Source organism: Alcanivorax sp. DP30, assembly GCF_009882945.1.
Lineage (GTDB): Bacteria > Pseudomonadota > Gammaproteobacteria > Pseudomonadales > Alcanivoracaceae > Alcanivorax.
On the sequence record NZ_WTUY01000005.1, the window covers coordinates 682,395 to 707,146 of the forward strand.

At 56.4% G+C, this 24,752-nt stretch carries 21 protein-coding genes; 12 read left to right on the plus strand and 9 right to left on the minus strand.

Annotated elements, in window-relative coordinates; genetic code table 11:
- Nucleotides 1–417: 417 nt before the first annotated feature.
- Both pyrF and GQF00_RS14235 read left to right on the plus strand, forming a co-directional pair.
- Nucleotides 418–1,113: an orotidine-5'-phosphate decarboxylase gene (gene pyrF / locus GQF00_RS14230; RefSeq protein WP_161319802.1), complete on the plus strand. Its 696-nt coding sequence runs from the start codon at nt 418–420 to the stop codon at nt 1,111–1,113.
- 90 nt (nt 1,114–1,203) lie between these two features.
- Entirely contained in the window at nt 1,204–1,524 is a 321-nt protein-coding gene (locus GQF00_RS14235) for a helix-hairpin-helix domain-containing protein (RefSeq protein ID WP_237440527.1), read from the plus strand.
- A 138-nt stretch (nt 1,525–1,662) separates the two neighbouring features.
- Here GQF00_RS14235 and GQF00_RS14240 read toward each other — a convergent pair whose 3' ends face one another.
- Both GQF00_RS14240 and GQF00_RS14245 read right to left on the minus strand, forming a co-directional pair.
- Nucleotides 1,663–2,991, minus strand: a complete 1,329-nt coding sequence (locus GQF00_RS14240) for a succinylglutamate desuccinylase/aspartoacylase family protein (RefSeq protein WP_370519508.1) — start codon at nt 2,989–2,991, stop codon at nt 1,663–1,665.
- Between the two features lie 20 nt (nt 2,992–3,011).
- Nucleotides 3,012–4,892 (minus strand): ATP-binding cassette domain-containing protein, encoded by a 1,881-nt coding sequence (locus GQF00_RS14245; protein ID WP_161319803.1) that lies wholly within the window; start codon nt 4,890–4,892, stop codon nt 3,012–3,014.
- 297 nt (nt 4,893–5,189) lie between these two features.
- Here GQF00_RS14245 and GQF00_RS14250 point away from each other — a divergent pair, with 297 nt between their 5' ends.
- Nucleotides 5,190–6,308 (plus strand): sterol desaturase family protein, encoded by a 1,119-nt coding sequence (locus tag GQF00_RS14250; protein WP_161319804.1) that lies wholly within the window; start codon nt 5,190–5,192, stop codon nt 6,306–6,308.
- A gap of 84 nt (nt 6,309–6,392) precedes the next feature.
- Nucleotides 6,393–6,800, plus strand: a complete 408-nt coding sequence (locus tag GQF00_RS14255) for an SMI1/KNR4 family protein (protein ID WP_161319805.1) — start codon at nt 6,393–6,395, stop codon at nt 6,798–6,800.
- Nucleotides 6,801–6,960: 160 nt separating this feature from the next.
- Here GQF00_RS14255 and trmY read toward each other — a convergent pair whose 3' ends face one another.
- Nucleotides 6,961–7,563, minus strand: a complete 603-nt coding sequence (trmY, locus tag GQF00_RS14260; protein WP_161319806.1) for a tRNA (pseudouridine(54)-N(1))-methyltransferase TrmY — start codon at nt 7,561–7,563, stop codon at nt 6,961–6,963.
- A gap of 300 nt (nt 7,564–7,863) precedes the next feature.
- On the opposite strand from trmY, the gene GQF00_RS14265 reads away from it, so the two are divergent.
- The 4 genes from GQF00_RS14265 (at nt 7,864) to GQF00_RS14280 (ending at nt 11,652) form a co-directional block, all read left to right on the plus strand.
- On the plus strand, nt 7,864–8,559 hold the full coding sequence (locus GQF00_RS14265) for a hypothetical protein (protein ID WP_161319807.1): 696 nt from the start codon (nt 7,864–7,866) through the stop codon (nt 8,557–8,559).
- Nucleotides 8,560–8,700: 141 nt separating this feature from the next.
- Nucleotides 8,701–9,756, plus strand: coding sequence for a restriction endonuclease (locus tag GQF00_RS14270; protein WP_161319808.1), 1,056 nt, complete (start codon nt 8,701–8,703; stop codon nt 9,754–9,756).
- A 131-nt stretch (nt 9,757–9,887) separates the two neighbouring features.
- Nucleotides 9,888–10,781, plus strand: coding sequence for an FRG domain-containing protein (locus tag GQF00_RS14275; RefSeq protein WP_161319809.1), 894 nt, complete (start codon nt 9,888–9,890; stop codon nt 10,779–10,781).
- 655 nt (nt 10,782–11,436) lie between these two features.
- Nucleotides 11,437–11,652 (plus strand): TIGR02450 family Trp-rich protein, encoded by a 216-nt coding sequence (locus GQF00_RS14280; RefSeq protein ID WP_161319810.1) that lies wholly within the window; start codon nt 11,437–11,439, stop codon nt 11,650–11,652.
- Between the two features lie 156 nt (nt 11,653–11,808).
- On the opposite strand, the gene GQF00_RS14285 is transcribed toward GQF00_RS14280, so the two are convergent.
- The gene (locus tag GQF00_RS14285; RefSeq protein ID WP_255461770.1) at nt 11,809–13,845 is read right to left on the minus strand and encodes a propionyl-CoA synthetase; all 2,037 of its coding nucleotides are present in this window, start codon (nt 13,843–13,845) and stop codon (nt 11,809–11,811) included.
- A 208-nt stretch (nt 13,846–14,053) separates the two neighbouring features.
- On the opposite strand from GQF00_RS14285, the gene GQF00_RS14290 reads away from it, so the two are divergent.
- Nucleotides 14,054–14,356 carry an antibiotic biosynthesis monooxygenase gene (locus GQF00_RS14290; protein ID WP_161319812.1) on the plus strand — a complete coding sequence of 101 codons (303 nt, stop codon included), beginning with the start codon at nt 14,054–14,056 and terminating at the stop codon, nt 14,354–14,356.
- 235 nt (nt 14,357–14,591) lie between these two features.
- Here GQF00_RS14290 and GQF00_RS14295 read toward each other — a convergent pair whose 3' ends face one another.
- From GQF00_RS14295 to GQF00_RS14305, 3 genes are all read right to left on the minus strand, one after another.
- Nucleotides 14,592–15,905 (minus strand): APC family permease, encoded by a 1,314-nt coding sequence (locus GQF00_RS14295; RefSeq protein WP_202560505.1) that lies wholly within the window; start codon nt 15,903–15,905, stop codon nt 14,592–14,594.
- 15 nt (nt 15,906–15,920) lie between these two features.
- Nucleotides 15,921–19,235: a mechanosensitive channel MscK gene (gene mscK / locus GQF00_RS14300; RefSeq protein ID WP_161319813.1), complete on the minus strand. Its 3,315-nt coding sequence runs from the start codon at nt 19,233–19,235 to the stop codon at nt 15,921–15,923.
- Nucleotides 19,236–19,495: 260 nt separating this feature from the next.
- A complete protein-coding gene (locus GQF00_RS14305) occupies nt 19,496–20,164 on the minus strand; it encodes a tRNA/rRNA methyltransferase (protein ID WP_161319814.1) in 669 nt (222 codons plus the stop codon).
- 175 nt (nt 20,165–20,339) lie between these two features.
- Between GQF00_RS14305 and GQF00_RS14310 the strand changes: the two genes are divergently transcribed.
- The 3 genes from GQF00_RS14310 (at nt 20,340) to GQF00_RS14320 (ending at nt 23,408) form a co-directional block, all read left to right on the plus strand.
- Nucleotides 20,340–21,362: a phospholipase gene (locus GQF00_RS14310; protein WP_161319815.1), complete on the plus strand. Its 1,023-nt coding sequence runs from the start codon at nt 20,340–20,342 to the stop codon at nt 21,360–21,362.
- 70 nt (nt 21,363–21,432) lie between these two features.
- A complete protein-coding gene (locus GQF00_RS14315) occupies nt 21,433–22,773 on the plus strand; it encodes a peptidylprolyl isomerase (RefSeq protein WP_161319816.1) in 1,341 nt (446 codons plus the stop codon).
- Complete coding sequence (locus GQF00_RS14320; RefSeq protein ID WP_161319817.1) at nt 22,773–23,408, plus strand: YdcH family protein; 636 nt, start codon at nt 22,773–22,775, stop codon at nt 23,406–23,408. Before GQF00_RS14315 ends, GQF00_RS14320 begins: the two co-directional genes overlap by 1 nt.
- Here GQF00_RS14320 and GQF00_RS14325 read toward each other — a convergent pair.
- Together GQF00_RS14325 and GQF00_RS14330 are read right to left on the minus strand one after the other, a co-directional pair.
- Nucleotides 23,375–24,310: a PA2778 family cysteine peptidase gene (locus GQF00_RS14325; RefSeq protein WP_161319818.1), complete on the minus strand. Its 936-nt coding sequence runs from the start codon at nt 24,308–24,310 to the stop codon at nt 23,375–23,377. The genes GQF00_RS14320 and GQF00_RS14325 overlap by 34 nt on opposite strands.
- 13 nt (nt 24,311–24,323) lie before the next feature.
- Nucleotides 24,324–24,713, minus strand: coding sequence for a PA2779 family protein (locus GQF00_RS14330; RefSeq protein ID WP_202560506.1), 390 nt, complete (start codon nt 24,711–24,713; stop codon nt 24,324–24,326).
- Between the last annotated feature and the right edge of the window lie 39 nt (nt 24,714–24,752).

Here is a 24,752-nt window from a genome sequence, read left to right on the forward strand (position 1 = left end):
AGGCTCGACTGGATTGGTATAGGCCTAAAGGTCCTGATTTCCTCGGCCCTTCTACAAAGCTGCTGTAGGAGTTCCCTTCCAGGGGACGAACCGTGCGAAGCACGGAATCGACCGCTGGGCGATCAGACATTTCCGGGCTCGACAGGCCAAGAAAGAATGATCTCCCTTCGGTCGCCTCGCTACGCTCGGTTCGCGGCCGAACGTCCGCTCCTACAGTGGGCTGTCCCCTCTTCACCTTGGCATTTCCGACCTGCAAAGCCCTGCTCCTCAGCAGTTGTGCGCGGCCACTACCCGGTCAGCGGCCGCATAATCTTCCCCGCGTTGCAGCTTGTAGCTTGAAGCTTGCCGTTCCTTTCTTGAACCACTTCCAAGCAACGCCTACCATACCCCCGCCACCCACCACCCAGGATGCCTGCCATGACTATTTCCAGCCCCGTTGTTGTTGCTCTGGATTATCCCGATCAGGCACAGGCCCTGGCCATGGCGGACCAGCTGGATCCGGCCAAGGTGCGGGTGAAAGTGGGCAAGGAAATCTTTACCCGCAGCGGTCCCGCTGTAGTGGAAGCCCTGCACGGCAAGGGTTTCGAGGTATTCCTGGATCTCAAGTTCCACGATATTCCCAACACCGTGGCCGGCGCCGTGGCGGCGGCAGCGGACATGGGCATCTGGATGGTGAACGTGCATGCCTGTGGTGGCCAACGGATGATGGAAGCGGCAGCCAATGCCATTGCCAATCATGCCAACCGCCCCTTGCTGATTGCGGTCACCGTGCTGACCAGCATGGATGCCTCCGACCTTGAGCAAGTAGGGATAGTGGACGCCCCGCAAGTGCAGGTGCGTCGGCTTGCCGAATTGTCCAGGGCTTCCGGCATGGACGGTGTGGTGTGTTCTGCCCAGGAGGCAGTCATGCTCAAGGAGGCTTGCGGCAAGGACTTCGCCCTGGTGACGCCGGGTATCCGTCCTGCCGGTGCCGATGCGGGGGATCAGCGCCGTGTGCTTACGCCGGTGCAGGCCCGTGATGCGGGGGTGGATTACATGGTGATCGGTCGCCCCATTACCCAGGCCGTTAAACCTACAACGGTAGTCGACGAAATATTACAAAGCCTTTCCTGACTCGCTGACATGAATTGCCCCCTCTGACTGATAACCGTTAGGGGGGCAGCCTTTTATGGTGCTCTCTCCAATTATCAGGAGATCAAAACCATGAAAGGAATCAAGATCGTTTTCGCTACCCTCATGCTGGCTTTTGCAGGCCTGTCCCAGGCCGTGGAAGTCACCCCGGTTAAGCCTCAGAGCGATGCCACCGAGCAGGCCGCAGCAAGCGCCGCCGACCGGATTAACCTGAATACTGCTGATGCATCCCAGCTGCAGGAATTGAAGGGGGTTGGCCCGAAAACCGCCGAATCCATCATTCAATGGCGTGACGCCAATGGTCCCTTCACCAGTGTGGATCAGCTGCTCGCCATTAAAGGGATTGGGGAAAAGACCCTGGCAAAAATGCAGAGTCAGCTGACCGTCCAGTAGTTATAAACCGTACCGTCAGAATGACGCCCTGCGCCGGTCGGCGCAGGGTCATTGATCGTTGACGCTTCTGCAATTTCTGCGATGGCGCTGGAATGATTGCGCACGAATGCAGGGGATGCGCCCTGTGTTATAACGGTATTATTCTTCCGTGGTATCGTCCGGATCCACAGGCTCGCCGGACACGGCTACACCCCCGTCGATTTGCGCGCGGCTGGCGGAGTGGGGGGCCGCGTCATTGTCGTCGCCGCTCTCTTCTTCCGGGCCGGGGTGCGACTGTCCCTTTTCCTTGCTGGCCTTTTCCGCCTGGGCTTCCACTTCTTCCGTGGATTTCACCTCACCGATCCGAAAGGCCGCAAAGCCGGCATGAACCACCTGGTTCACGGCCATACCCAGCACCCGGCCATCGTAGGGCGCGATAATGGCGCTGCCGGTATTGCTGATGGGGTCGGTAACGGTACCGAGGATTTCTCCCTTTTTGACCTTGTCGTTGAGCTTCACTTCTGACAGCAGGATGCCGCCCTGGGCAGCGCGAATCCATTCCGATTCAAAGAACACCGCTTGCGGCGCGCTCCAGAACCGGCTCGCTTTACGCATTTCCAGGTTTTCCAGCAGTGTTTCCAGCGCCTGTACACCATAGTTCACGGCCTGAGGTTCAAGGCGATTGGGGCCGCCGGCTTCCATGGTCACGGAAATGATGCTGTCTTTCACGGCTGCGTCGCGCAGCATGCCGGTGGCGCCAGGGCTGTGCAGCACGGTCATGCCACCAAAATGCTTGGCGAAGGCCACCACATCCGGATTGTCCAGATCCGCCCGTAACTGGGGCAGGTTGACGCGCTTCTGGGAGCCGGTATGCAGATCCACCAGATAGTCACAATGGCTGACGATGTTGCTGTACAGGGAATGAGCAACCCGCGAAGCGGCACTGCCTTTGGCATAGCCCGGGAAGTAGCGGTTCAGGTCCCGCCGGTCACTAAGGTAACGACTGCCACTGCGGAAGCCGTCCAGATTCACGATTGGTACCCCTATCACCGTGCCCGCCAGCTGATCCGGTTCCAGCTCATACATCAGGCGGCGCACCATCTCGATGCCGTTGAGTTCGTCGCCATGAATGGCGGCGGTGAGGCAGAGCAGGGGGCCGGGCTTCTGGCCATGGGCGACGAGAACCGGTACCGGAGTGGCAATGGAGGCGAACGACTGATCCGGCGTCCAGTGCAGGGTGGCAAAGCTGCCGGGTTCCACCTTGCGATTGAGCAGGGCCAGCGATGTCTGCTGCGGTGCCGGAGTCTCAGGGGTGGCTTCCTCCCCCGCCGGTGTCACATGGGCGGGTTTGGCGGGTGCAGGGTGGTCGGTTTCCTGTTGGCGCTCAACCGCACGCTCCTCATCTTCCGCCTCATTGGCCTGCAGCGGTGGGCTGACCAGTAACAGGCCGGTGCTGAGGATGACCAGAAAGCGAATCAATGAATGCACAACCACTCCTTTCGTTGGGTTCAGCCGAGCTGGTCCAGTTCGTCCCAGCGGGCGTAGGCGGCTTCCAGTGCCGTCTGCAGCTCGGTTTGTTCCTGTTGGGCGGCAGCAATGTCAGCCGGATCACCCTTGTAGAAAGCGGGATCGGACATGCGGGTCTGTACCGCATCCAGATCGCCCTCCAATTGTTCAATGGTGGCGGGAAGTTGTTCCAGCTCCCGTTGATCCTTGTAGGACAGCTTCTTTGTCTTGGGCGCTTCCTGCTTGGCCGGTGCCGCCGGCTTGAGGCCTTTGACGGCCTTTTCCTTCACAGGTTCCGGCCGTTGGCGAATCCAGTCCTGGTAGCCGCCCACATAGTTGTTTATCTGACCGTGTTCGAAAACCAGAGTGGAGGTCACCACATTATCGATGAACTCCCGGTCGTGGCTGACCAGCAGCAGGGTGCCCTGATAGTTCATCAATTGCTCTTCGAGCAGGTCCAGGGTTTCCGCGTCCAGGTCGTTGGTGGGCTCATCCAGCACCAGCAGATTGAACGGCTTGGTGAACAGCTTGGCCAGCAGTAGCCGGTTGCGCTCACCGCCGGACAGGGATTTGACTGGCTGGCGCACCCGACTAGGGTCAAACAGGAAATCCTGCAGGTAGCCGATCACATGCTTGTTCTGGCCATTCAGGGTGATCACATCGGAGCCCTCGGCCACGTTGTCGATCACGCTCTTTTCTTCGTCCAGGGTGTCGCGCAGCTGATCGAAGTAGGCCACCTGTAACTGGGTGCCTACCTTGACGGTGCCGGTGTCGGGTTCTAGCCGGTCCAGCAGCAGCCGGATCAGGGTGGACTTGCCGCAGCCGTTCGGGCCGAGGATACCGATCCGGTCGCCACGCATCAGGGTGACGGAAAAATCCTTCACGATCTGCTTGCCGCCCACGGCGTAGCTGAGGTTTTCTGCCTCCACCACGATCTTGCCGGAGTTGTCGCTGCTCTGGATGGTCAGGTTGGCGGTGCCGGTGCGGCTGCGCCGCTGGGCAAACTCGTCCCGCATGGCTTTCAGGGCGCGTACACGGCCTTCGTTACGGGTGCGGCGGGCCTTGATACCCTGACGAATCCATTTCTCTTCCTGGCTGAGTTTCTTGTCGAACTCGGCGTTGGCTTTCTCTTCCGCATCCAGCTGGGCCTGTTTGCCCGTCAGGTACTTTTCATAGCTGCCCGGCCAGCTGGTCAGCTGCCCACGGTCCAGCTCGATGATGCGGGTGGCCAGGGCGCGGATAAAGGCCCGGTCGTGAGAGATGAACACCAGGGTGGCACCGTAGCTTTTCAGAAATTCTTCCAGCCACTGGATGGATTCCATGTCCAGGTGGTTGGTGGGCTCGTCCAGCAGCAGAATGTCCGGCTCCTGCACCAGCGCCCGGGCCAGCAACACCCGGCGCTTCATCCCGCCGGACAGCCCGGCAAACTGCATGTCGCCATCCAGGCTCAGTTTGGACAGGGCGGTGTCCACCCGCTGGGACAACTGCCAGGCGCCACGGGCCTCGATCTCGCTGCTCAGCACCTCGAAGCGCGCCAGCATCTTGTCGTCGGCGTCGGCCAGCTGGTGGCTCAGCTCGGCATGCTCGCTGAGCAGGGCACCATGCTCACCGAGCCCCAGGGACACCATGTAATGCACGCTATGGTCCTGATCGTCCGGCACTTCCTGCTCCAGCCGGGCAATGCTCAGTCCCTGGGTTTGTTCGATGTGGCCGTCATCGGCCTGGATTTCCCCGGCGATGACCTTCATCAGGGTGGACTTGCCCGCCCCGTTGCGGCCAATCAGACAGAGGCGCTCGCCGCTGTCGATGGAAAGGTTCACATGGTCCAGCAGGGCCTGCTGACCAAAGCTGAGCTGAATGTCGCGAAGCGTGAGAAGAGGCATACTTTAAGGTGATCAAATATGTGAATATTGCGAGGCTGAGCTGCAAGCAACAAGCCTCAAGCTGCAAGGCGAAATTGAGGCCGGGTGTTATTTCAACATCTGTGCCCGCGCACAGAGTCAGTGCGCGGAACAAAATAGTGAAAATGGCACGACATAACGCGCGCCTTGTAGCTTGAGGCTTGCAGCTTGAAGCTTGAAGCTGTTCTTGAACGCGCAGTGTAGCAGCTTGTTACGGCCCTGTACTGGCACATTTGCGGTGTAGTCAGGCAGGCTTTTGGGGAATGGAGGAGGGAACCGGTGAGTGAGTTTTTGCGAGAACGCTATGAAGAAGTGGACCTGACGCCGGGGCAGGGCAAGATCACCGCCACCGTGTCCATCGGTCTCGGGATCCTGGCCCTGATGGGCAGTTTCTGCTTCCTGTATCCAGAGATATTCACCACCCCGGATTTTCGCGCCTTCTACAACGCTGAAGTGCTGCGCATCGCGCTGTTCATCGGCATCGGTATCGGCTTTGTGTGTGGCTTCTTCAGCGTGTTCCGTCATCAGGAAAAGCGCTACGGCATCATTGGCATGGTGCTGGCCTGCATGGCGGCGCTGATTGGCTCCGGGCGGCTGGATGTGCCGCCTGTGGATGGCCGCAGTCTCTACGCCGGGCTGGATTACTTCATCCTCACCCTGTTGGTGTTGGCGCTGGTGTTCATCCCGCTGGAGCGGGCCTTCCCCAAGGACCCACAGCAGAAAACCCTGCGTGGTGGCTGGGTAACCGACATGAAGTATTTCCTGTTCAGCCATGTGGCCCTGCAGCTGATCAGCTTCTTCACCATCATCCCCATTCAGGTGGTCCTCCACGACAAGGTGGATATCGGCTTCCAGCAGGCCATCGCCAGCCAGCCCCTGTGGTTGCAGTTTATCGAGATCCTCATTGTCATTGATCTGGGCAGCTACTGGATTCACCGCGCCTTCCATGAAGTGCCCTGGCTGTGGAAATTCCATGCCGTGCACCATTCCACCACCCAGATGGATTGGCTGGCCTCCTCGCGCCTGCATGTGGTGGAAATCATCGCCAACCGGTTTGTGGGCTACTTGCCTATCTTCATCCTCGGTTTCGCCCCGTCGGCGGTGTATGCCTACCTGGTATTCGTGTCCTTCCACGCCATCTTCATCCATGCCAATGTGCGCTTCCGTTTTCCGGGTATCCGCTGGCTCATCGCCACGCCGGAATTCCACCACTGGCATCATTCCTCGGAAGACGAAGCGGTAGACAAAAACTACGCCGCCTTCCTGCCCATCTACGATAAACTGTTCGGCACCCTGATCATGCCCAAACACCTGGCTGCCGAGTACGGCACCCGTGCCAGCACCCAGGTCCCGGAAGGGATGGTCAAACAGTTCCTGTTCCCGTTCCGTCGGGGGTAAACCGCTATCCCCGTAGGAGCCTGCCTGCAGGCGATTCTCACCATCGCCTGCAGGCAGGCTCCTACAGAATGATGAAGAGCCAATATGGAAGACGTAATCGAACTGCTGCGCGAACGCCACGACGGTGGCCTTGTAGCTCTGGAGTTACCCGATGAAGACCGACTGGTTGAGATCGAAGAGCAGCTGCTGATTTCCCTGCCCGGGGACTACAAGGAGTTCCTGCTTAATGCCAGCGACATCGTCTGCGGCAGCCTCGAACCGGCCACCGTCATGGACGACTACGCCCACAACTTCCTCCCGGAAATGGCCGCCAACGCCTGGGACCAGGGAATGCCTCGCTACCTGATCCCCGTCTGCGAAACCGCCAACGGCATCTACGCCATGTCACAGGAAGGCGAAGTCCTGCTGTGGGAGCCGGGTAGCGGCATCAATGAAGAAGAGGTGTGGGGGAGTATCTGGCAGTGGGCTCGTGAGGTTTGGCTGGAAAGTTAATGAATAGTTAATAATGAATAATTAATAGCTAAACCCCAAACCTTGCTGACGAAGCCGCTGTAGGAGCTCCTCTCGAGGTGCGAACCCGAGCCCAGGCGAGGAAGTCTGTGGGAGCGGGCGTTCGACTGCGATTAAAGCGTCCGATAATGGGCACTGGCCTTTATAGCCCCGCCAAATCAAGCTCATTATTAATCAACACCACACACTGCGACGCAAACAGCATGGTCGGCCCCAGGCTGATCTTCTCCGTCCCCAGCCGCTTCAAACTGTTAAAGCTCTTTTTCGGCATCGGAATGTGATCGGTGAGCAAGAAGCAGGGCTTATCGGCAAATTCCAGCTCACGAATGCTCTCCCCCTTGGGGTCCATCATGTACAGCTGATGCCCATCCTCCGCCAGTTCCTTGACCAGCTTCTCAAAACTCATGGTGCGCACGGTAATCCCGCTTTCCACCGCCTTGGTCTGCTCCTTGCCCATGCCCGCAGAGGCATCCAGGGCCCGTACCACCTTGGCCAGCAACGCCTGCTCATGAAACCCGCCAATATCCCGGATCTCTGCCGCCACAAAGGTGATGGTGCGGGAATAATCCTGGGTGCTCTCCAGCACCAGATGTACCACCACATCATCCCGGTGTGACTGCGCCACGAAGATGGCATTCATCAGGGTATGGGCGAGGATCTCGCTGTGGGCATCACCACCGACGTTGGCCAACAGGGCCTGGCTGTTGGTGGAGGCGGCGCGGGCGCGGAGGACGAAAGTACGCATTATGAAGGGGCTCTGGAGAGTGTGGGGGGATTGTACATCAGACTGTATGGCTCGTTAGAAGGCGCTTCATGGGACCGGTCGCAGCTCGTTGTCAACGGAACGTTCCTTTGAACGCCGTGTAAGAAGTTGGCTATTTCACTCTAACTGATTGATATGAGAGTATTTTGATAGGTTGAACGGGGTGGCAAGCCTGGAGTTATACGGAACCAGATTATAGGGAACGTTCTAATTAATTCGCTGTTATGTCTATGCGAGGCAAAAACAAGCAGCGCGACTCTGAAATGAAAGTAACTAAATACCATGCGTAATATAGACCAGCTATATAGCGAAATAGACCAAGATGAAGGGTTGAAGTCGAAAAGAAGGCTCTTAACCTTTACTTCACTAATTCTATTAGCTATCCAATTTACAGGTGCGAAAATTGAAGAAGCAAACACCTTCATTGTGAAGCTAAGCTTTGAACATCAGAACGGCATGGCACTACTGTTAATGTTTAGCATCGTTTTTGCTCTAATTAGGTACTACAACTATGCAAAACGTTACCACAATGATTTGTATTTAATTTGGAGCAATAATTTACTAAAAGATAACAAGGTCGAGTATTTCTGTCCTCACTCAGACGATGTAAGTGGTCTTTTGCACGAGTCCTATCCAAAGGGCTTCAACATAGAAATGTTCCTGTATAAATATCCAGATGAAAATCTTAGTTATAAGACACACTATGAATGTGAATTTTTTTTAGTTCGGTATTTCCGTTTTACATGGAATGACCAGCATGAGGATTATTCCGGAAAAGTTAATATTCTAAAAAACATAGGATTTAAGGCGTATCTATCAGTTTTAGGGATGGAGGCCAAGTATCAATTTAGTAGATATTTTACCCATAGAGAAAATTTGGACATACTTTTTCCATATTTCTTAGGAGTCTTTTCTTTGTTTAGCTACATTTTTGCTGATAGTTTTGATGTATTTATTAATTGCCTGCTTAACGCATAGACGGTAGAAATCCAGTGAATAATTTCCAACATAACATTTGCATGCAGGCGACCCGCCTACCGTTCGCTCCGCTCTCAATCGGGCTGTCCCCTGATGCAAGGCGTTAGGTTCAAAAACTACATATCGGCACGGAAGTAGCGAATGGCAAACATTTCTCAAGTTAGAGGAGCTCTACTCGAAGAAGCGGTTCTGTATCTACTAGAGAAGTTCGATTATGAAACGATCGATGCTTCTTCTGCACACAGAGACGAAAGCCTTCGCGGAGGTCATTCAGGACTAGAAGTCAGGGGGCGTGGGTCATGGCATCAGATTGATGCCTTAGCCGCTTTTCGTTCGTCCCCTGCATTCATGTACCCTCTTCGCTTGATGGTGGAAGCCAAGTGCTACCAAGAGCACCGAACCGTTGGTATCGAGGTTGTCCGTAATGCAGTCGGCGTCTTGAAGGACATATCCGAAAATTATTTTTCTATTGCTAGCCGTGGAAGCAAGGTTAAAATGCCGAGGTTTAATTTCCATTCGGCAATATTTTCAACGTCTGGCTATACCAGTGGTGCTATCGACTACGCGTTAGCTCATCAAGTTTTTCTCATCCAATATGAGAATGTTCCGGTAATAAAGCCACTGATTGAAGCAATTATGCAATTCGATGAGACCTGCATAACAAGAGTCGGCAAAGAATCCATTTCGGAAGTTCGAAAACGGTATCGCGAAGCTATCAGGAATCATGCGTACGAAGCCGATATGCGGGGTTTCATCACTGATCGAGGTATTGAGCTGATAAACGGGGCTTTGGTAAGTGCGTTGACCAGAATAGGTGGCTCTTATTTTGGCATGCTCCAAGGTCGTTGGCCCTTGCATCTCTTAACCACAGAAGCGCTGCTCCCCAATGCTTTTGAATCAGATAGAGTTCGTTGTCATGTGACAGGGTACGAAACTGGTGAATGGAAATTTACTCCAGCCGAATTGGAAGAAGATGACCAGGGATGGTTCGAACTTGAATTCAATCTTCCGGAGGGGATCGCAAATCTCGTTGCCGAAAACTGGGGAGATCGAGAAGTAGTCGCAAACATCAAACAACAATACTTTTCCTATATCGATTTAACAGGTCGAATTGGAGGCATCCGTAGGAGTATTCGCTTGGAAATGGATCAGGAATGGATAGAAGCGTACATCGAGAGAGTTCGTCGAAGAACCTAAAAGTGCACCCACTGCGACCCAAAAACCGATACGTAAAGATAAATGGGGTCAGGTCTCCCATTTCCCATCCAGGGGCCGAAAGCGGGAAATGGGAGATCTGACCCCCAATCTTCCCTGTGATGGAGAATAAAATGTATGATTTAGGCATGCCTGACGAAAGGAATTTTCAATCCGTCACGGAGTTTTTTGATTATGCGTCAGAGAAATTAATTACCAGGGACTACGATTATGGATTTCGCGGGCACGCCAATTCAGGATGGCAGCTAGAGACAACACTTTCTAGGTTCGTCAACGAGATTCAATTAAATTACCCTGAACGTGGTGGCTACAATGATAGAGAGTTGTTAACTAAGTTGTGTCTTCAGCGCCTTCATGAAGAATTTGGGAATAATTTAATTACAAATAAGGACTTGCCTCAAGATCGAGTAGAAAAAATAGACCTGTGGCAATATGGCCAGCATTTCGGCTTACCTTCCCCTCTGCTTGATTGGACACATTCACCTTTTATTGCTCTATTCTTCGCAATTTCAGAATCGGCAAAGAAAAACGAAGAAAATATACGGTGTGTTTGGGTTATAAATTTGAACATGCTGGCGCATGTTAATGATCAGGTAATTAATGAAGTAAGGCCAAAATTTGAGAATAAGATTTCTCCTGAGTCTGTGCTGTACCAGCAGTTCCCTACATCAGAAATAGTTCGCGAGAGCAATGAGAATAATCGGAGAATCGCTTTTCAGCAGGGATTCTTCACAAAACATGAATACTACAAATCTCTTGAGATTTGGTTAAAGCGGGTCGTAGACGAAATGACTTTTGGCAAGGGAGACTCGCCAGTTTTGAGGAAGCTCAATTTCCCCTGTTCTGAGAGAGAAAGAGTCTCTATGCTCGACCGTCTTGATAAGATGAACATAAATAATAGAACACTTTTCCCCGACATCTTTGGCTCGGTCAGGGGGGCTGTGGATACCGTTTACCGAAGCTTCCAAGCGCCTAAATTCCGTGGCTTCACATTTTCACAAGACTGAACAAATTCGGGGTCAGGTCTTGCATCGTGCACTCGAGCGCAGCATTTTAGTCCTGATCCCAAGTTTGCTTTACATTAAAATTTAGGAAATTACTTTGCAGGAAGCGAGAAAGTTTGAAGACTGCCTGACTGAGAGGCCAAAGCCTAAAGGCATTGACGTGCTTTGTGGACTAAAACACTTTGCAATTATTACCTGTGCTGTGCCCGCCGAGAGGTTTGAGGGAGTTTTCCCAGATAGGTTCCAACTAGACACTATTCAATTGGATGGACGAACTCTGGGGCCAATGATTCGGGGTCAGGTCTCCCATTTCCCAAACTGACGCTATGTGGGAATTGGGAGACCTGACCCTAGGCTTGGTCTAGGCTTGCTTCCCCTGTTGAAAAACAAGAAGAGAGCGATATTAATGATAGATATTTTCAAATGTATGATGAATTGGAGTCAAAGAGGCGTAATTACGTCAAAGAGAACCTGGAGCTATTTGCAGTCAGCAACTAACAAGGCGCTGCTGTCGGGCAAATTTTCCGCTTCGCTCCAAATTTACCGCAGAGTGCGGCGTTAGATTCCCTTGATAGCGATAAAATCAGAGTGCTTGGGTGAATGCGGCAAGCCAACCTGTATTTCCGTTCAAATAAAGACTGTGCCGTATGGAATGAGTATGAATCAAATTAATCCAGCAAAGTTACACCTTAGTAAATGGACAGCAGTAAACCCATTGAATCGGGAGAAGCACTTTCTGGTCTCAGAAATTGAATTCGATGAGGATGGCACAGTGTTGGTGTGCAAACTGGAGTCTGTTCTTTCCAACAAAGAGTATTCCATCGACTGGGTTGAGCTCAAAGACCAGGAGAAATGGCTCCAAGGCTGGAAGTAGCCAAGCGCCAGGTCACACATCCCAGCCGTCTTTCAAGCAGGTCCTCAAAACGTGGCGCTACAGTTGATTGTGGCGCCGTAAGGAGACGCTAGGCGGCCACGGTTCTGGCCGCCCCTTTGTCGTTTGTGCTATGCCGGGCCCGCGTTGTTATCCGGCTTATCCCGCCACCAGCGCTCGCTCGCGCAGTAACGCTTCAATCTCCGGAACACTGGCCGGATCATCAATGGTGGAGGGGATGTTGTAGCTCTCGCCATTGGCGATCTGGCGCAGCAGTTTGCGCAGGATCTTGCCGGACCGGGTTTTGGGCAGGCGCTGGGCAATGAGAGTGTCTTTGAGACAGGCCACGGCGCCGATATCCTGGCGGATGCGGGCCACCAGCTCCTGGTTGAGGATATCGGACTCGATATCCACGTCATCCTTGAGGAGTACCAACCCGATAGGGACCTGACCTTTCAGATCATCGGCGATGCCGATCACGGCACACTCGGCGACGGCCGGGTGACCGGCAAGCACCTCTTCCATTTCCCCGGTGGACAAGCGGTGACCTGCCACGTTAATCACATCGTCGGTGCGGCCCATGATGAACACGTAGCCGTCGTCGTCCTTGTAGCCGCCGTCGCCGGAGGTGTAATAACCGGGGAACTGTTCCAGGTAACCCGCCAGAAAGCGCTCATGGTTGCCCCAGATGGTGGGCAGGCAGCTGGGCGCCAAAGGCAGTTTGATGGCCACGTTGCCTTGCTGGTTGGGGCCCACTTCGTTGCCGTTGTCATCCAGGATGCGCACATCGTAGCCGGGGCTGGGCAGGGTGGCAGAGCCCGGTTTGCAGGGTTTGGGGTCGACGCCCATGAGGTTGGCGCAGATGCCCCAGCCGGTTTCAGTCTGCCACCAGTGGTCGACCACCGGCAGGCCTGTGATGTCCCGCACCCAATCGTAGGTGGGCGGGTCCAGCCGTTCGCCGGCCATGAAGATGGATTCCAGCGCGGACAGGTCATGCTTCTTGATGCCTTCGGCGTTGGGATCTTCCTTCTTGATGGCACGGAAGGCGGTGGGGGCGGAGAACAGGGCTTTCACCTTGTATTCCTCGGCCACTCGCCAGAAGGCGGCGGCATCCGGGGTGCGTACTGGTTTGCCTTCATAAAGTACGCTGGAGAGTCCGCTCAGTAGAGGCGCGTAGACAATATAGGAATGCCCCACCACCCAGCCCACATCGGAGGCCGCCCAGAAGGTGTCACCCGGATCCATGTTGTAAATGGCTTTCATGCTGTAGCGCATGGCCACCGCATGGCTGCCGTTGTCGCGGACCACCCCCTTGGGTTTGCCGGTGGTGCCGGAGGTGTAGAGGATGTAGAGCGGGTCGGTGGCCAGCACCGGGGTGCAGTCGGCCGGTTCGGCGGCGGCCACGGCGGCCTGCCAGTCCACATCCCGACCTTCAATCAGTGAGGCCTTTACCTGAGGACGCTGGTAGACGATGCAGCGTTGCGGCTTGTGTTCGGCCTGTTCGATAGCTGCATCCACCAGCGGTTTGTATTCAATGATTTTTGCCACTTCTACACCGCAGGAAGCAGACACGATCACCTTGGGCTGGGCATCGTCGATGCGCACCGCCAGTTCGTTGGCGGCAAAGCCTCCGAAGACCACGGAGTGGATGGCACCCAGCCGGGCACAGGCCAGCATGGCGACCACGGCCTCGGGGATCATGGGCATGTAAATCAGAACACGATCTCCCTTTTCAACACCTTGCTGTTGCAGCACACCTGCAAAACGGGCAACCCGGCCGGTGAGTTGGGCGTAGGTGATTGTCTCTTTGCTATTGGTGACCGGGGAATCGTAGTAGATGGCCACCTGATCGCCACGACCCTGGGCCAGGTTGGCGTCCAGAGCCATGTGGCAGGTGTTCATGACGCCGTCGGTAAACCAGCGACCAATGCCGTTGTCGTCTTCGCCGAGGATGGTTGTCGGGAAGGTGAACCAGTCCAGCATCTTTGCTTTTTCGCCCCAGAAGGCTTCCGGGTTGGTGATGGATGCGGAATATTCTTGTTCGTAGCTCATCGGCGGGCCTCGTTGGTCTCGCTGCCACTGGTGGTGGTGCGCTGATCCCCGTGCGTAATGGGTGCCTGGCGAAAGTGTGGCCGGGCTGGCAAGGGGTGGGTTAAAGGTGTCTTCATTGGATGCTATGACATGCCGGTTGGCCAGTGAATTAGACTAAAGTCCTTGGGATTCGCAAGGGTATAAGCGGAGCTAAAACAAAGTGTGGAATTCTGTTTATTCCTGGGCGGGGAGAGGAGGGGCTGAGAGTTGCGAGGGGCGAATTGCGAGTTGCGAGTTGCGGTAGTTACCGTCAATGCAGACCGCCGATCTGTCCGCCACTATAAGACCACATTCAGAATAACAGAGGCCAACCATGTACATCGCCATGAACCGCTTCAAGATCAAACCCGGTTGTGAGCAGGACTTTATCGAAATCTGGAAGGGACGTGACACCTACCTGCAGGAGGTGCCGGGATTCAAGGAATTCCATTTGCTACAGGGGCCGGCCAATGAGGAGTACACCTTGTTTTCGTCTCATGCGGGGTGGGAATCGAAGGGCGCCTTTGAGGGCTGGACCAAATCCGAGGCGTTTCGCAAGGCACACGCCAATGCGGGTGCGCGACGGGATATCTACATGGGCCCGCCGCAGCTGGAGTGTTTTGAGGTGGTGTTGTAGGACGCCAGATGCCAGATGCCAGATGCTGGACGCCTGATGCGGGAAATGTCGGGATTTCCTCCCGTAGGAGCGGAGGTTCCACCGCGATAGGCGCAACGCGCTTTGGTTCCTTAATGCTTTTGCTTTTTCTCGCAGCTCGAGGCTCGTAGCTCGCCGCGGTTTTTCCTCGCCAGGGCTCGGATCGCGCCGCGAGCGACGCTCCTACAGGGGGGCTTGTGGTTAGTCTGCTCGTGATTCAGCGGGCGGTTCTGGCGTAGCCCCAGGCGCCCAGCATCAGTACCAGGTAGAGCCCGCCCACGAACAGCATCTGGCCAATTTCATGGGTGAGTTCGTAGTAGAGAATCATGCCGGTGCCGCCAGCGAGTACGGCGCAGGCGAGCAGGGTGAGGGTGAGGGAAGAGTCGGTTTTGTCCCTGATCCTGAAGTTGGCCCAGGCCATAAGGAGTGAGACCAGCAGAAACGTCATGCTGCCAAATTCCAGTATCAGTTCCAGACCGCCAATCAGAACCAGTGCGAAGGCCAGGGAGGCCATGGCGATGATCGCGTTGACCGGAATATGTTTCCTGCGGGTCGCCAGCAGGCGGGGGAAATAGCCATCATTGGCGATCACTGCCATCAGTCGGGAGGCGCCGAACAGGGTGCCGCTGATGGCGCTGCTGGTTGCCAGCAGCGCGCCGAGAATCACCAGCCGGGCGCCGATGTCGCCGAGTATGTCACCGGCGCCGGTGGCCAGCGCGTATTCCTTGTTACGGATGATATCGGCAAAGGGAATGGCGAGAATGGCGCCGAGCGCGATCACCACATAGATGCCGATGGCCGCGCACACGGCAGTATAGATGGCGATGGGGATATTACGTTCCGGCGTGTCCATCTCGTTCATGGCATGGATGACCAGCTGGAAACCTTCATAGGCGACAAAGGTCAGTGAGGCCACGATCAGGATAGACATGAGACTGACGGGGCCCTGGGCGTCAACCAGCTCGGGGAGGGTGACCTGACCGTTGCGAATGAGGAAAAAGGAGATAAGGCCCAGAATCACCAGCTTGGCGTAGACCATAAGATCCTCCAGCTTGCCCATCCCTTTTACGCTCCAGATGTTGATCACGGCAAACACCAGAATCACCATGCCTGCTACCCCTTTACGCAACCACTCGTTGTCGCCATGGGCGCCGCTGCTGATGGCATAGGACGCAAAGGTGTAGGCATACAGGGCCAGGGTGCTGATATAGCCGAATACCACCCACCAGCCGATCAATGAGGCCGCAAAGTGAGAGCCGGGAAAGGTGCGTTTGAAGAAGGAGTAGGTGGCGCCTTCATCGCGGTAGTAGAGTGCCAGCTTGATGTAGGAGTAGGCAGCGACGGCGGCCACGCCGCCCCCCAACGCAATGGCGACAGGGGTATAGACGCCGATCAGGGCAACGGAGATACCTAGCACGGAAAAAATACCGCCGCCGACCATGCCTCCCAGTGCGATGGCCACCAGTTCCAGAATGCCCAGTGGCTTGTTGCGTTTGCGATGGATAGAGGGCTTTAACGGCAGGCCCAACATGGGCTTTATCCTAGGTTAGCTCTGGGCGTCGTTATCATCGTTATCCGTTGTCTTTTTTTCACCCTCAATGCAGAGGGTTTCGCCATCGTCTCTGCGAATGTGGATATCCAGCTGGCTGAAGGCGATTTCCACGTCCTGTTCCTTGCACAGGCGGTCGATTTCCACGTTCAGTTCATCGGTGGCCGGCAGTCGGTCGCCGATATCGTTCACGTGCACGCGCAGTTCATGATCCAGGGTGCTGGCACCGAAGTTGAGGAAGAACACCATGGGTTCGGGCTCTTTCAGCACGCGTTTATTGTCGCGGGCGGCCTGCATGAGAATATCCCGGCACTTCTTCAAATCCGAGCCGTAGGCAAAGCCCACCTTGATGGTGATGCGTGTGACCGTATCGGACAGGGACCAGTTGATTAGCCGTTCGGTGACAAACACCTTGTTGGGCACAATGATTTCCTTGCGATCGAAATCAATAATCGTGGTGGCGCGGATACGAATCCGGCTGACGGTGCCGTCCAGGTTGCCAATGGTGATCACATCACCAATACGAATCGGGCGTTCGAACAGGATGATGATGCCGGAGATGAAATTGGCGAAGATTTCCTGCAAACCAAAGCCCAGCCCCACACCCAGCGCCGCCACCAGCCACTGCATCTTGTCCCAGCTCAGGCCGAGTGCCCCGAGAGTAATGACAAGGCCGCTGGCGACAATAATGTAGGAGAGCAGGGTAGTGGTGGCATAGCTGGTGCCCTGCCGCAGTTCCAGGCGAGACAGTACGAGCACCTCCAGCAGGCCGGGCAGGTTGCTGGCCAGCAGGAAAGTCACGGTCCCGATCACCAGGGCGGCGATCACATCGCCCAGACTGATCGGGGACATCTGTTCGGTCTGGCCCACCATGTCGGAGGTTTCCCACAGAACGATGCTGTCGGTGTAGGCAAAGGCGTGGAAAACTTCTGCCCATACCCAGTAAACCAGCAAGCCAATGGTGGCAAACAGAGCCAGTCGAATCAGTCGCAGGGACTGCTGGTTGACTTGCTTGAGGTCCAGCTTGGGTTCTTCCACTTCCACGGCTTCCGAACCGGAGGTGTCCTTGTGTTCCGTTTCCCGCTGGGCCAACACCCGCTTGTAGGCAAGCCGCTGTGCAGCCACCGCCAGGCCACGCACGGCAGTGGCATCGAGCACGATCCACAGGACAATCAGATAGAGGCTGTAGATCATGTGGCCGGCCAGTCGCACGGAGGTGTAGTAGTAACCGATACCGGCGAGCACGATCAGTGCCAGGGGAGCGAGAACACAGAGGCCGGTGACCAGCCTTTTCATGGTGCGGCTGACATTGCGGGCAGGGTAGCTCTGGGCCACGCTGGGCAGGCTGATGCAGACCACAATCAGACTGGCCAACATGATGACCAGGCCTAAGCGGTCGTTGCTTAACTGGGCTGGCCATTGATCGCCAAAGGCGACGATGAAGATCACGGGTATCAGCGCCAGGCCAGTGAGCAGCAGGCGACGGCGCATGTTGTGATTCTGGTCATGCCCCCAGCGGAAGTGTCGTTGGGCAATGCCGTCTGTCTTGAGTACCCGGTAGAGAAATTCGAATACCAGCCACAGCAGCGCCAACTGGGTAAGCGCCGCGCCAAACACGCTGGCGAGGGTGCCGGCCTGTTGCCATAGACCTAATCCAAACAGCAGCAGGAACAGTGGAACCGGGGAGGCGATGAGCAGGGTGTAAAGGAGGCTCAGGGGTGTATGCAGCTGGCTGTCCTTGCGCAAGGAGCCCACGTCCTTGTTCATGGTCGTGATGCGGTCTTTCAGGCGGCGGCGGGGAATCAGCAACAGCGCAGAAGGAATCAGGATGGCAATCAGCCAGGGCCACTTGTTCGCGAGCAGGTTCAGGGTGCCTTCTTTGACGGTTTCCCAGGGCATGCCGCGCACCTGGTCCACCAGTTGGCGGGGCAGCTTGGCCAGCCACTCCAGGCTGAGTGCCTGGGTGCTGGGCATCCAGAAAGTTTGTTCTGAAATGGTGGTGTGCAGACTGTTGCTGATTTTCTGCAATTGTTCGTGGTTGAGTTGGGTGCGTGTCAGGATGGCGAGCTGACGACCGATCTCCCGGTCAAGCTGGTCGTAGAGCGTCATGCGCTCTTCTCGCAACACGGCAAAGGCCTTTTCGAGCTCTGGCGTCAGTGTGCTGTCCAGCTCCTGTCGAGCCGGTAACGGGCTGTCATCCAGGGCACGGATTTCCTTGTCCATTTCGAATTGGCTGATGCGGGCGTCGGCGATCTTCTTTTCCAGATCCAGAGGCGTATCGTCTTGCGGCAGGCTCTTCTGCTGGTCATAAAGAATGCGCGAGAGCAGCAAGCTGCCTTCGAGCATGCGAATCTGGTCGTTGACCGTGGAGGAGAGGGCGCGAGCCTTGTCCAGCTCGGTCTTGGTGTTAACGGCGGTGCGCAACAGAGCGTTGGTGTCTTCGTTATGGCGAGCCAGTTGTTCTCGCAGGGCACGGTTCTTGTCCATGGCCTTGCGCACCTGAGGGTGCTCAAGTACCTCTTTGGGGAGAGCGGCCTCAGGGGTGTTGGCAATGTCTTTCAGCTGATTGCTGCGGCGCTCGTTGATCAGCGGCTGCAGGGCATTGAGCCTGGCTTCGATCTGGTTCTGTTCAAGCTTGAAAAGCTGTTGGCGCAGCCGGGCAATATCCTGGGACTTTTCCACCACCGCCAGTTCCTGGTTGAACCGGTTGATGCGGGTTTCCAGCGCATGAAGTTCGGTGTTCAGCATCACTTCGTAAATGTCGGAGAGCGGCTCTCCCTGTTCATCGGTGCGCTGGTTAAGTATTCCACGGATCGTGTCCATGCGATCCATGGCCTTGCTGATGGCACTTTGCGCCTGTTCAGGCAAGGTTTGGGCGCGGGTCAGTTCACTGCTGGCTTTGGCCAGACCCTGTTGGTTCTCCTCCAGCGCGTCCAGCTGAGCGATCAGTGTCTGAATCAGTTTTTCCAGTGGCAGGTCGGCATACTGCTCTGACCAGTTGGTGTCTTTATCGTTTCGGGCGCGGGTGAGCTCAGCTTCCAGGCGGATGCGTTCATTGGGGGCCTTGGCCGAAAACGCTTTGAGGGACTCGATTTTTTCCTGGTTTTGGTCGATTTCCTTGCGCAGAGACAGGGTCTTTTCCAACCGTTCCTTGTCGGGATTGGGGCTGCCATCGTTCTTTTTGCTTTCCGTCTGGGTCAGCTGCTTTTGCAGATCCCCGACACCGGGCAATGAAAAACCGGATTGTGAAATCTGACCCAGTGCCAGTGCGGGTAAAAGCAATAGCAGGATCAGGGGAAGTCGTCGATCCATAACAAAAAACACTCCGGAGGAAATCTGCGATATTTGTACCATACACAGGCGCGGCACGCCTCACGGATCATGTAAAACGCGCCTCTTCTTTTGGCGCTGTTTGTGCTGTTTAGGGGATGTCTGCAAGAGATCCGAACGAAAGCAAGGGCAGAGTGGCAGAAGCGAGTGACAGGTTTCGCGTTGCGAAAGGTCAGACAGGGCGGGTTGTCCGGTTTTGGGGGCGAACCTGTCCTGGACTCGAATCGCCAGCAAGCTGGCAGCTACGGGGAGCTCAGTCGTCGCATCAATTGCCGGATCAGCCCGAGCTCCCGGTCATCGGCCAGCGGGAGCAGTTCCAGTAGCCACTGATGCAGGTTTTCTCGCTGTTCTATGCCTCGCTCCAGGAGCAGCTGTTGCAGGGCGTTATGGGTATGCCGGTAGGTATCCGGGGTGGGGGCTTCTTCGATGGTATTACCCTGTGTCTGTTTACGTAGCTCCCAGGCATAAACCATGACTGCCTGGGCCAGGTTCAGGGAAGGTTGGGGATGTGCCAGGGGGATGCTGCTGGCCAGATCGCAGCGGGCCACTTCGTCTCCAGTGAGGCCACTGGATTCGCGTCCAAACACGATCGCAACCCGGTTCACGCTAGCCGCCTTTTCGGCCACCAGGGCAGCGCATTGATCGGCGTCCACGTAGCGGTCTTTCTGCAGCCGGTGGCGGGCAGTGCAGGCAATGCTCAGGTCCACGTCGGCCAGGGCGTCATCCAGCGATTCAAAGTGACGGGCCCTGGCAAGGATATCCTGGCTCTGGTGGGCCACCCAGCGGGCTGCGGTCATGTCCCCGGGGCGGACCAGCCGCAGGTCAGAAAAACCCATGGTCTTGATGGCACGGGCGGCGGCGCCGATGTTCTCTCCCCTTGCGGGCTCTACCAGTACAAACGCGATGTCCATGGGTTGTCATATCTGTTGGGTAGCAGGGTGGCGGGCATTGTAACCGCTCCGTGGGCCGTGGCAGAAAATGTCCATGAATTGTCCGTGGGCGTCCTAGGGTTGGCTGCCCGGTTTGGTTATTGTTTGAACAGTAATAACAAAAAGTTACACAACAAAAATAGGGAGGGGACCCCCCATGAAGAAGCTCGCGATTGTCGGCGTTCTGAGCGCCGCCGTTCTGGCCTCACCGGCCCAGGCCTTTCAGCAGATCACCCACAAGCGTATTGCCATTGATGCGGTGAACTACATGAAGGCGAATCCGACCACCACCGAATACAACCGCCTCAAGTCCTGGGTGAACGCCGCTGGCTACACCATGGACCAGTTTGCCGAGGTGATCGGGCAGGGCGCCTACGATGTGGATGACTTCCAGGATACCTACCTGTGTGGTGCCACCACTGGCGACTGCGTGTACGCGCCGGTATTTAACGCCGGGTCCTCCCTGGTGAACTACACCTCCTACTGGCATTTCCAGAACCACACGCGCGGTTCGGATGTTCACGGTAACGATTTCGGCGGCTACAACTACGACCTGCTCACCGTATGGGGCGACATCGATAACATCGCCGCCACCTGGCTGTACGGCGATTACATGGACGACGGCAACGGTGGCATGACGGGCTGGTGGTGGTCCGATGACTCCGAGTACAACACCTACGGTGTGACCGAAGCCAACTATCGTCAGGGCAGCTATTCCAGCAAGTCCATGTACGATGATTTCGAAGAGATGCCGTTCCAGCCCATCGATAACCTGGGCCAGTACTGGTACAGCCAGTTCCTGGCCAACCCCACCGCCCAGACCCTGGGTTTCGTGATGCACACCACGGACCTGTTGCAGCCGCACCACGTATGGACCACCTCGGCACTGAACCACAGCGGTTGGGAAACCTGGGTAGCGGATTACTATGACAGTGAAAACCTGAACAACCCGACCATGGTGTCGGTGGCTTTGCAGGACTTCACGCCGCTGTCCCCGTCCAGCAATGATATTCGTCCGCTGCTGACCGAGGGGGGCGCTCTGGCTTACGGTAATGGTGGTATCGTGTTGTCCAGCACCGATCATTCCGATCGACTGCAGGTGGCACAGGTGGTGATTCCCCACGCCATCGCCATGGTCGTGCACGTGCTTAACCATGCGGCCCTGAAGGTGAATCCGTAAACCCCTCGCGGCGGCTCCCCCGGAGCCGCCACGTCTACCTCAATAATCAAAACAAAGAGGGTGGACCAGAATGAAACGACTCTTTCGAATTGTATTGGCGGTGTCGGTGTTATCGGTACTGACCGTCATTGGCTGGCGACAATGGGGGCCGTTGCCGGACTCCGTCGCCGCGCGGGTAAACGGCGAGGTGATTCCCGCCGAGACCCTGGAAATTTTTGTCGCTGCAAGCCGGCGCGCCAACCCCCAGGCCAGCCGGGAGTCCGTGCTCAAGGGGTTGATCGAGAACCGTCTGTTGGCAGATATGGCACAGGATGAGCATGCTCACGGTCATGGCCACGATGAAACGCGGATGGGAAGCGTTGGCTATGACGCCCAAAGTCGCCATGAACAGCAACGCTTTCGTCTGTTGCGCACGGCCTATGCCAAAGAGATTCAGGCAGCTGTCCGTGAGACCGGCAATGCCGACAGTCTCGCGTATCTGACCGCGCCTCTGGATCTTTCCTCCGACACGCTGTTGCCCATGCTGGCGCTTGAGCAAAGCCTCTACACCACCATGACCGAATCCCAGCAGGCCCAGGCCGCAGAGCATGTGATTGCCCGCTATCGGTTTGCCGATGGGGAGGCGGAGCAGACGCTGTCATTGTGGGATCTTTACCGGCGCCAGAATATTCAGTTGAAGGTGCAGATGCACAATCTCAACATCGGCTTTATTCGTGAGGCCATCAAGCAACAGCTGAACATGGAATTCGTGTTCCACTGGTTTGAAAATCACTCCGGCGTATCGGCTACCGCCATTGCCGCCATGGATCGGTGTATCGATGATGCCCAGGAGCGTGAGGTCATGCTGCATGAGTATGGTCTGATGCACGATATTCATGATGACAACCCGGCACTGCGTGCCCGTGCCGAGACGGTCACGCCTGAGCAGGTGGCGGCGTACTACCAGGTGCACCGTGATGAATTTGTGCGGGTAGAAAAAGTTCGCGCCCGTCATCTGCGTATCGGCAGCCAGCAACAGGCGGACCGCGTCGTTGCAGAAATCAGGCAAGGGCTTGGGTTTGAGGAGGCGGTGCGTCGCTATTCCATGGCGGATGATGCCGCCAGTGGCGGTGATCTGGGATGGGTAGACCGTGACAGCCGTAACGACGACTGGATTCGTGCCATGGCCTTTGTTCAACCGGAAGGGCGTGTGTCTGCCGCTTTCCGTAGCCCAACCACCACGCAGACCCCTTACTGGGAAATTCTGTGGGTGGATGAGCGGGTTACCGGTTTTCAGCCTAAGGACAGCGAATCGGTTCGCTATCGTGCCTCCATGGCGATTGCCAAGGTAGAGCTACAGAAGGCATTCAAGGCGCGGCTGGCGGACGCCACCGCAGCGGCCTCCCTGCGTGTGAATCCGGAGGTGCTGTGATGCGCCCGCTGTTGCTGTCAGTGGCGGGCCTGGGGTTGCTGGCGGTCGCGGCAGGCGCTACCTGGTGGCAGGGTGGGCCCGTGGCCGAGCCGGCCCCTGAGCTTGCCTCCACGGTGCAGGAAACGCCGGATGCCGAGCATGAGGTGCTCACCCCTGACGGGGAACCGGCAATGGTCGAGATCATTGGTGAGCGGCATGTGGCGGCGCCGGGGGATAACCGGGTAGCGCTGAATAATGCACCAGGGTTGGTGCCCGTGCCGCCCGCAGAGACGGTAGCGGCTTTGCGGGAAAGCATGAAGAATGGTGATCCGCGCACGCCACCGTTGGCCCGCAGTGAGGATCTGCGTGAAATGCCCAGCGCGGCAGAACTGGCGGACCCGGGTCTGTATCAACAGTACGAGCAACGCCAGAACCAGAAGGTCTATGCCTCTTTTGTGACGGCAGCGAACCAGAAAATTACTGAGCTGGAAGCTCAGATTGCCCGTGCGGAGGCCAGTGGTTTGCCGCCGGAGCAGCTTGAGGAGGGGCGGCAAAAGCTGGAGGGGCTGCGTAGTCAGCGTGACGAAATCCTGCAGACCCATCCTGATGTGGCTGCCGAGATTCAGTCCGGGGCAGTGGGCGACGGGCAGGAGTAACCCAAATCCCTGGCGCTATCTTGCAGACCGGGATCATCCGGTGCCAGCGTCATGGCCTGGCAAAGGCTTGCTCTGGCGTCGTTGTCATGGCCGAGAGCATGCTGGGCATAGGCCAGGTTGTTCCAGGCGGCCACGAATTCCGGTTTGAGCGACACCGCTTGCTGGAAGGCTTTCAACGCCGCCTCCCGTTGCTGTTCCGCCCACAGGCTGTTGCCATAGCCAAACCACAGCTCACCACTTTGTGGAAAGTGTTCCACGGCCACTGGCCAGAAATCTTCCCCGTTGGGTGCAGCAGAGATCGCGCGGAACAGGCCATGGGCGGTGGCGCTGGCCGGCAGCTCGCCGGGTTGCACCAGGGTAAAGCCCCAACGATCGGCCCGGGCCCAGGTGCGAATAAAGCGGTTCCAGTGGGTGGTCTCACTTTTGTTGGTGCCGCTGTGAAGAATGATGGTCTTGCCGGCCTTGTCATAACCGGTGACAACGGCAAAGTGCCATTTGGGCCAGCTTTGCAGTGCCAGGTTCTGTAATACCAGCACAGGTCGCCCGGCCTGGAGTTCCTGAAACAGGCTGTCTTCATCCTCCACCGGATACGCAAGCAGGCCGCGGCTGCGTGCGGCGGCTTTCAACTCTATACCCAGACTACCTTCCCGCTCCGGCAGCCAGACTTCATCCACCAGGGCCTGCGCGCTATCCGTTTTGCCCGCCCATTGCAGCATCATGGCCAGGGCTGCAGGGCCGCACTGGTATTTCTCTTGAGGCACAAAGGGAACCAGAATCTGCTGTTCAGGATGCAGTTCAGCGCGTTGGGGGGGCGGAAGTGTCTGGCAGGCGGCCAGCAAAAGCAGGAGGCTGGCGGTGGCAACAGGGCGAACCTGTTGCCACATGCCAGAGAGGGCGGACATGGGCACCACCCGATCAGTTAACCGGGTGGATGGCCGGGAAGATATTGGTAGCACCCAGCAGATCCAGCAGGATCAGAATCAGGATAATCAGCAATACGGCACCGAGAACGCCCTCACCGGCAGGCAGCTCGTCAGCTTTCTGGGCCAGCTGTTGCAGCTCCTGATCTGTAAGGCGGTCCAGACGCTGACTCACCTGTTCTTTCTCTACACCGTATTTTTCCAGGGTTTGTGCGGCGGCCTTGTGGTCCATCACCTGCATCACTTTGGCTTTGAGTTCAGCACGATCCTGTTGCTGAATCACTGCGTCGTTACCCACCATGGCTGCCTGGGCAGCGGGAACAACCAGAAGCTGCATGAACAGCAGCACGAACGCAGTAACAAGGCCTGTCAGACGCTTGGTCATGAAAATCTCCTGTTGTGGAAATGTTGTATCACACTATCA

Excerpts from the sequence above, each read along its gene's own strand:
- pyrF (WP_161319802.1), top strand. The coding sequence starts at position 418 with ATGACTATTTCCAGCCCCGTTGTTGTTGCTCTGGATTATCCCGATCAG.
- GQF00_RS14235 (WP_237440527.1), top strand. The coding sequence starts at position 1,204 with ATGAAAGGAATCAAGATCGTTTTCGCTACCCTCATGCTGGCTTTTGCA.
- GQF00_RS14245 (WP_161319803.1), bottom strand. The coding sequence starts at position 4,892 with ATGCCTCTTCTCACGCTTCGCGACATTCAGCTCAGCTTTGGTCAGCAG.
- GQF00_RS14255 (WP_161319805.1), top strand. The coding sequence starts at position 6,393 with ATGGAAGACGTAATCGAACTGCTGCGCGAACGCCACGACGGTGGCCTT.
- trmY (WP_161319806.1), bottom strand. The coding sequence starts at position 7,563 with ATGCGTACTTTCGTCCTCCGCGCCCGCGCCGCCTCCACCAACAGCCAG.
- GQF00_RS14265 (WP_161319807.1), top strand. The coding sequence starts at position 7,864 with ATGCGTAATATAGACCAGCTATATAGCGAAATAGACCAAGATGAAGGG.
- GQF00_RS14270 (WP_161319808.1), top strand. The coding sequence starts at position 8,701 with ATGGCAAACATTTCTCAAGTTAGAGGAGCTCTACTCGAAGAAGCGGTT.
- GQF00_RS14275 (WP_161319809.1), top strand. The coding sequence starts at position 9,888 with ATGTATGATTTAGGCATGCCTGACGAAAGGAATTTTCAATCCGTCACG.
- GQF00_RS14280 (WP_161319810.1), top strand. The coding sequence starts at position 11,437 with ATGAATCAAATTAATCCAGCAAAGTTACACCTTAGTAAATGGACAGCA.
- GQF00_RS14290 (WP_161319812.1), top strand. The coding sequence starts at position 14,054 with ATGTACATCGCCATGAACCGCTTCAAGATCAAACCCGGTTGTGAGCAG.
- GQF00_RS14295 (WP_202560505.1), bottom strand. The coding sequence starts at position 15,905 with ATGTTGGGCCTGCCGTTAAAGCCCTCTATCCATCGCAAACGCAACAAG.
- mscK (WP_161319813.1), bottom strand. The coding sequence starts at position 19,235 with ATGGATCGACGACTTCCCCTGATCCTGCTATTGCTTTTACCCGCACTG.
- GQF00_RS14305 (WP_161319814.1), bottom strand. The coding sequence starts at position 20,164 with ATGGACATCGCGTTTGTACTGGTAGAGCCCGCAAGGGGAGAGAACATC.
- GQF00_RS14310 (WP_161319815.1), top strand. The coding sequence starts at position 20,340 with ATGAAGAAGCTCGCGATTGTCGGCGTTCTGAGCGCCGCCGTTCTGGCC.
- GQF00_RS14315 (WP_161319816.1), top strand. The coding sequence starts at position 21,433 with ATGAAACGACTCTTTCGAATTGTATTGGCGGTGTCGGTGTTATCGGTA.
- GQF00_RS14320 (WP_161319817.1), top strand. The coding sequence starts at position 22,773 with ATGCGCCCGCTGTTGCTGTCAGTGGCGGGCCTGGGGTTGCTGGCGGTC.
- GQF00_RS14325 (WP_161319818.1), bottom strand. The coding sequence starts at position 24,310 with ATGTCCGCCCTCTCTGGCATGTGGCAACAGGTTCGCCCTGTTGCCACC.
- GQF00_RS14330 (WP_202560506.1), bottom strand. The coding sequence starts at position 24,713 with ATGACCAAGCGTCTGACAGGCCTTGTTACTGCGTTCGTGCTGCTGTTC.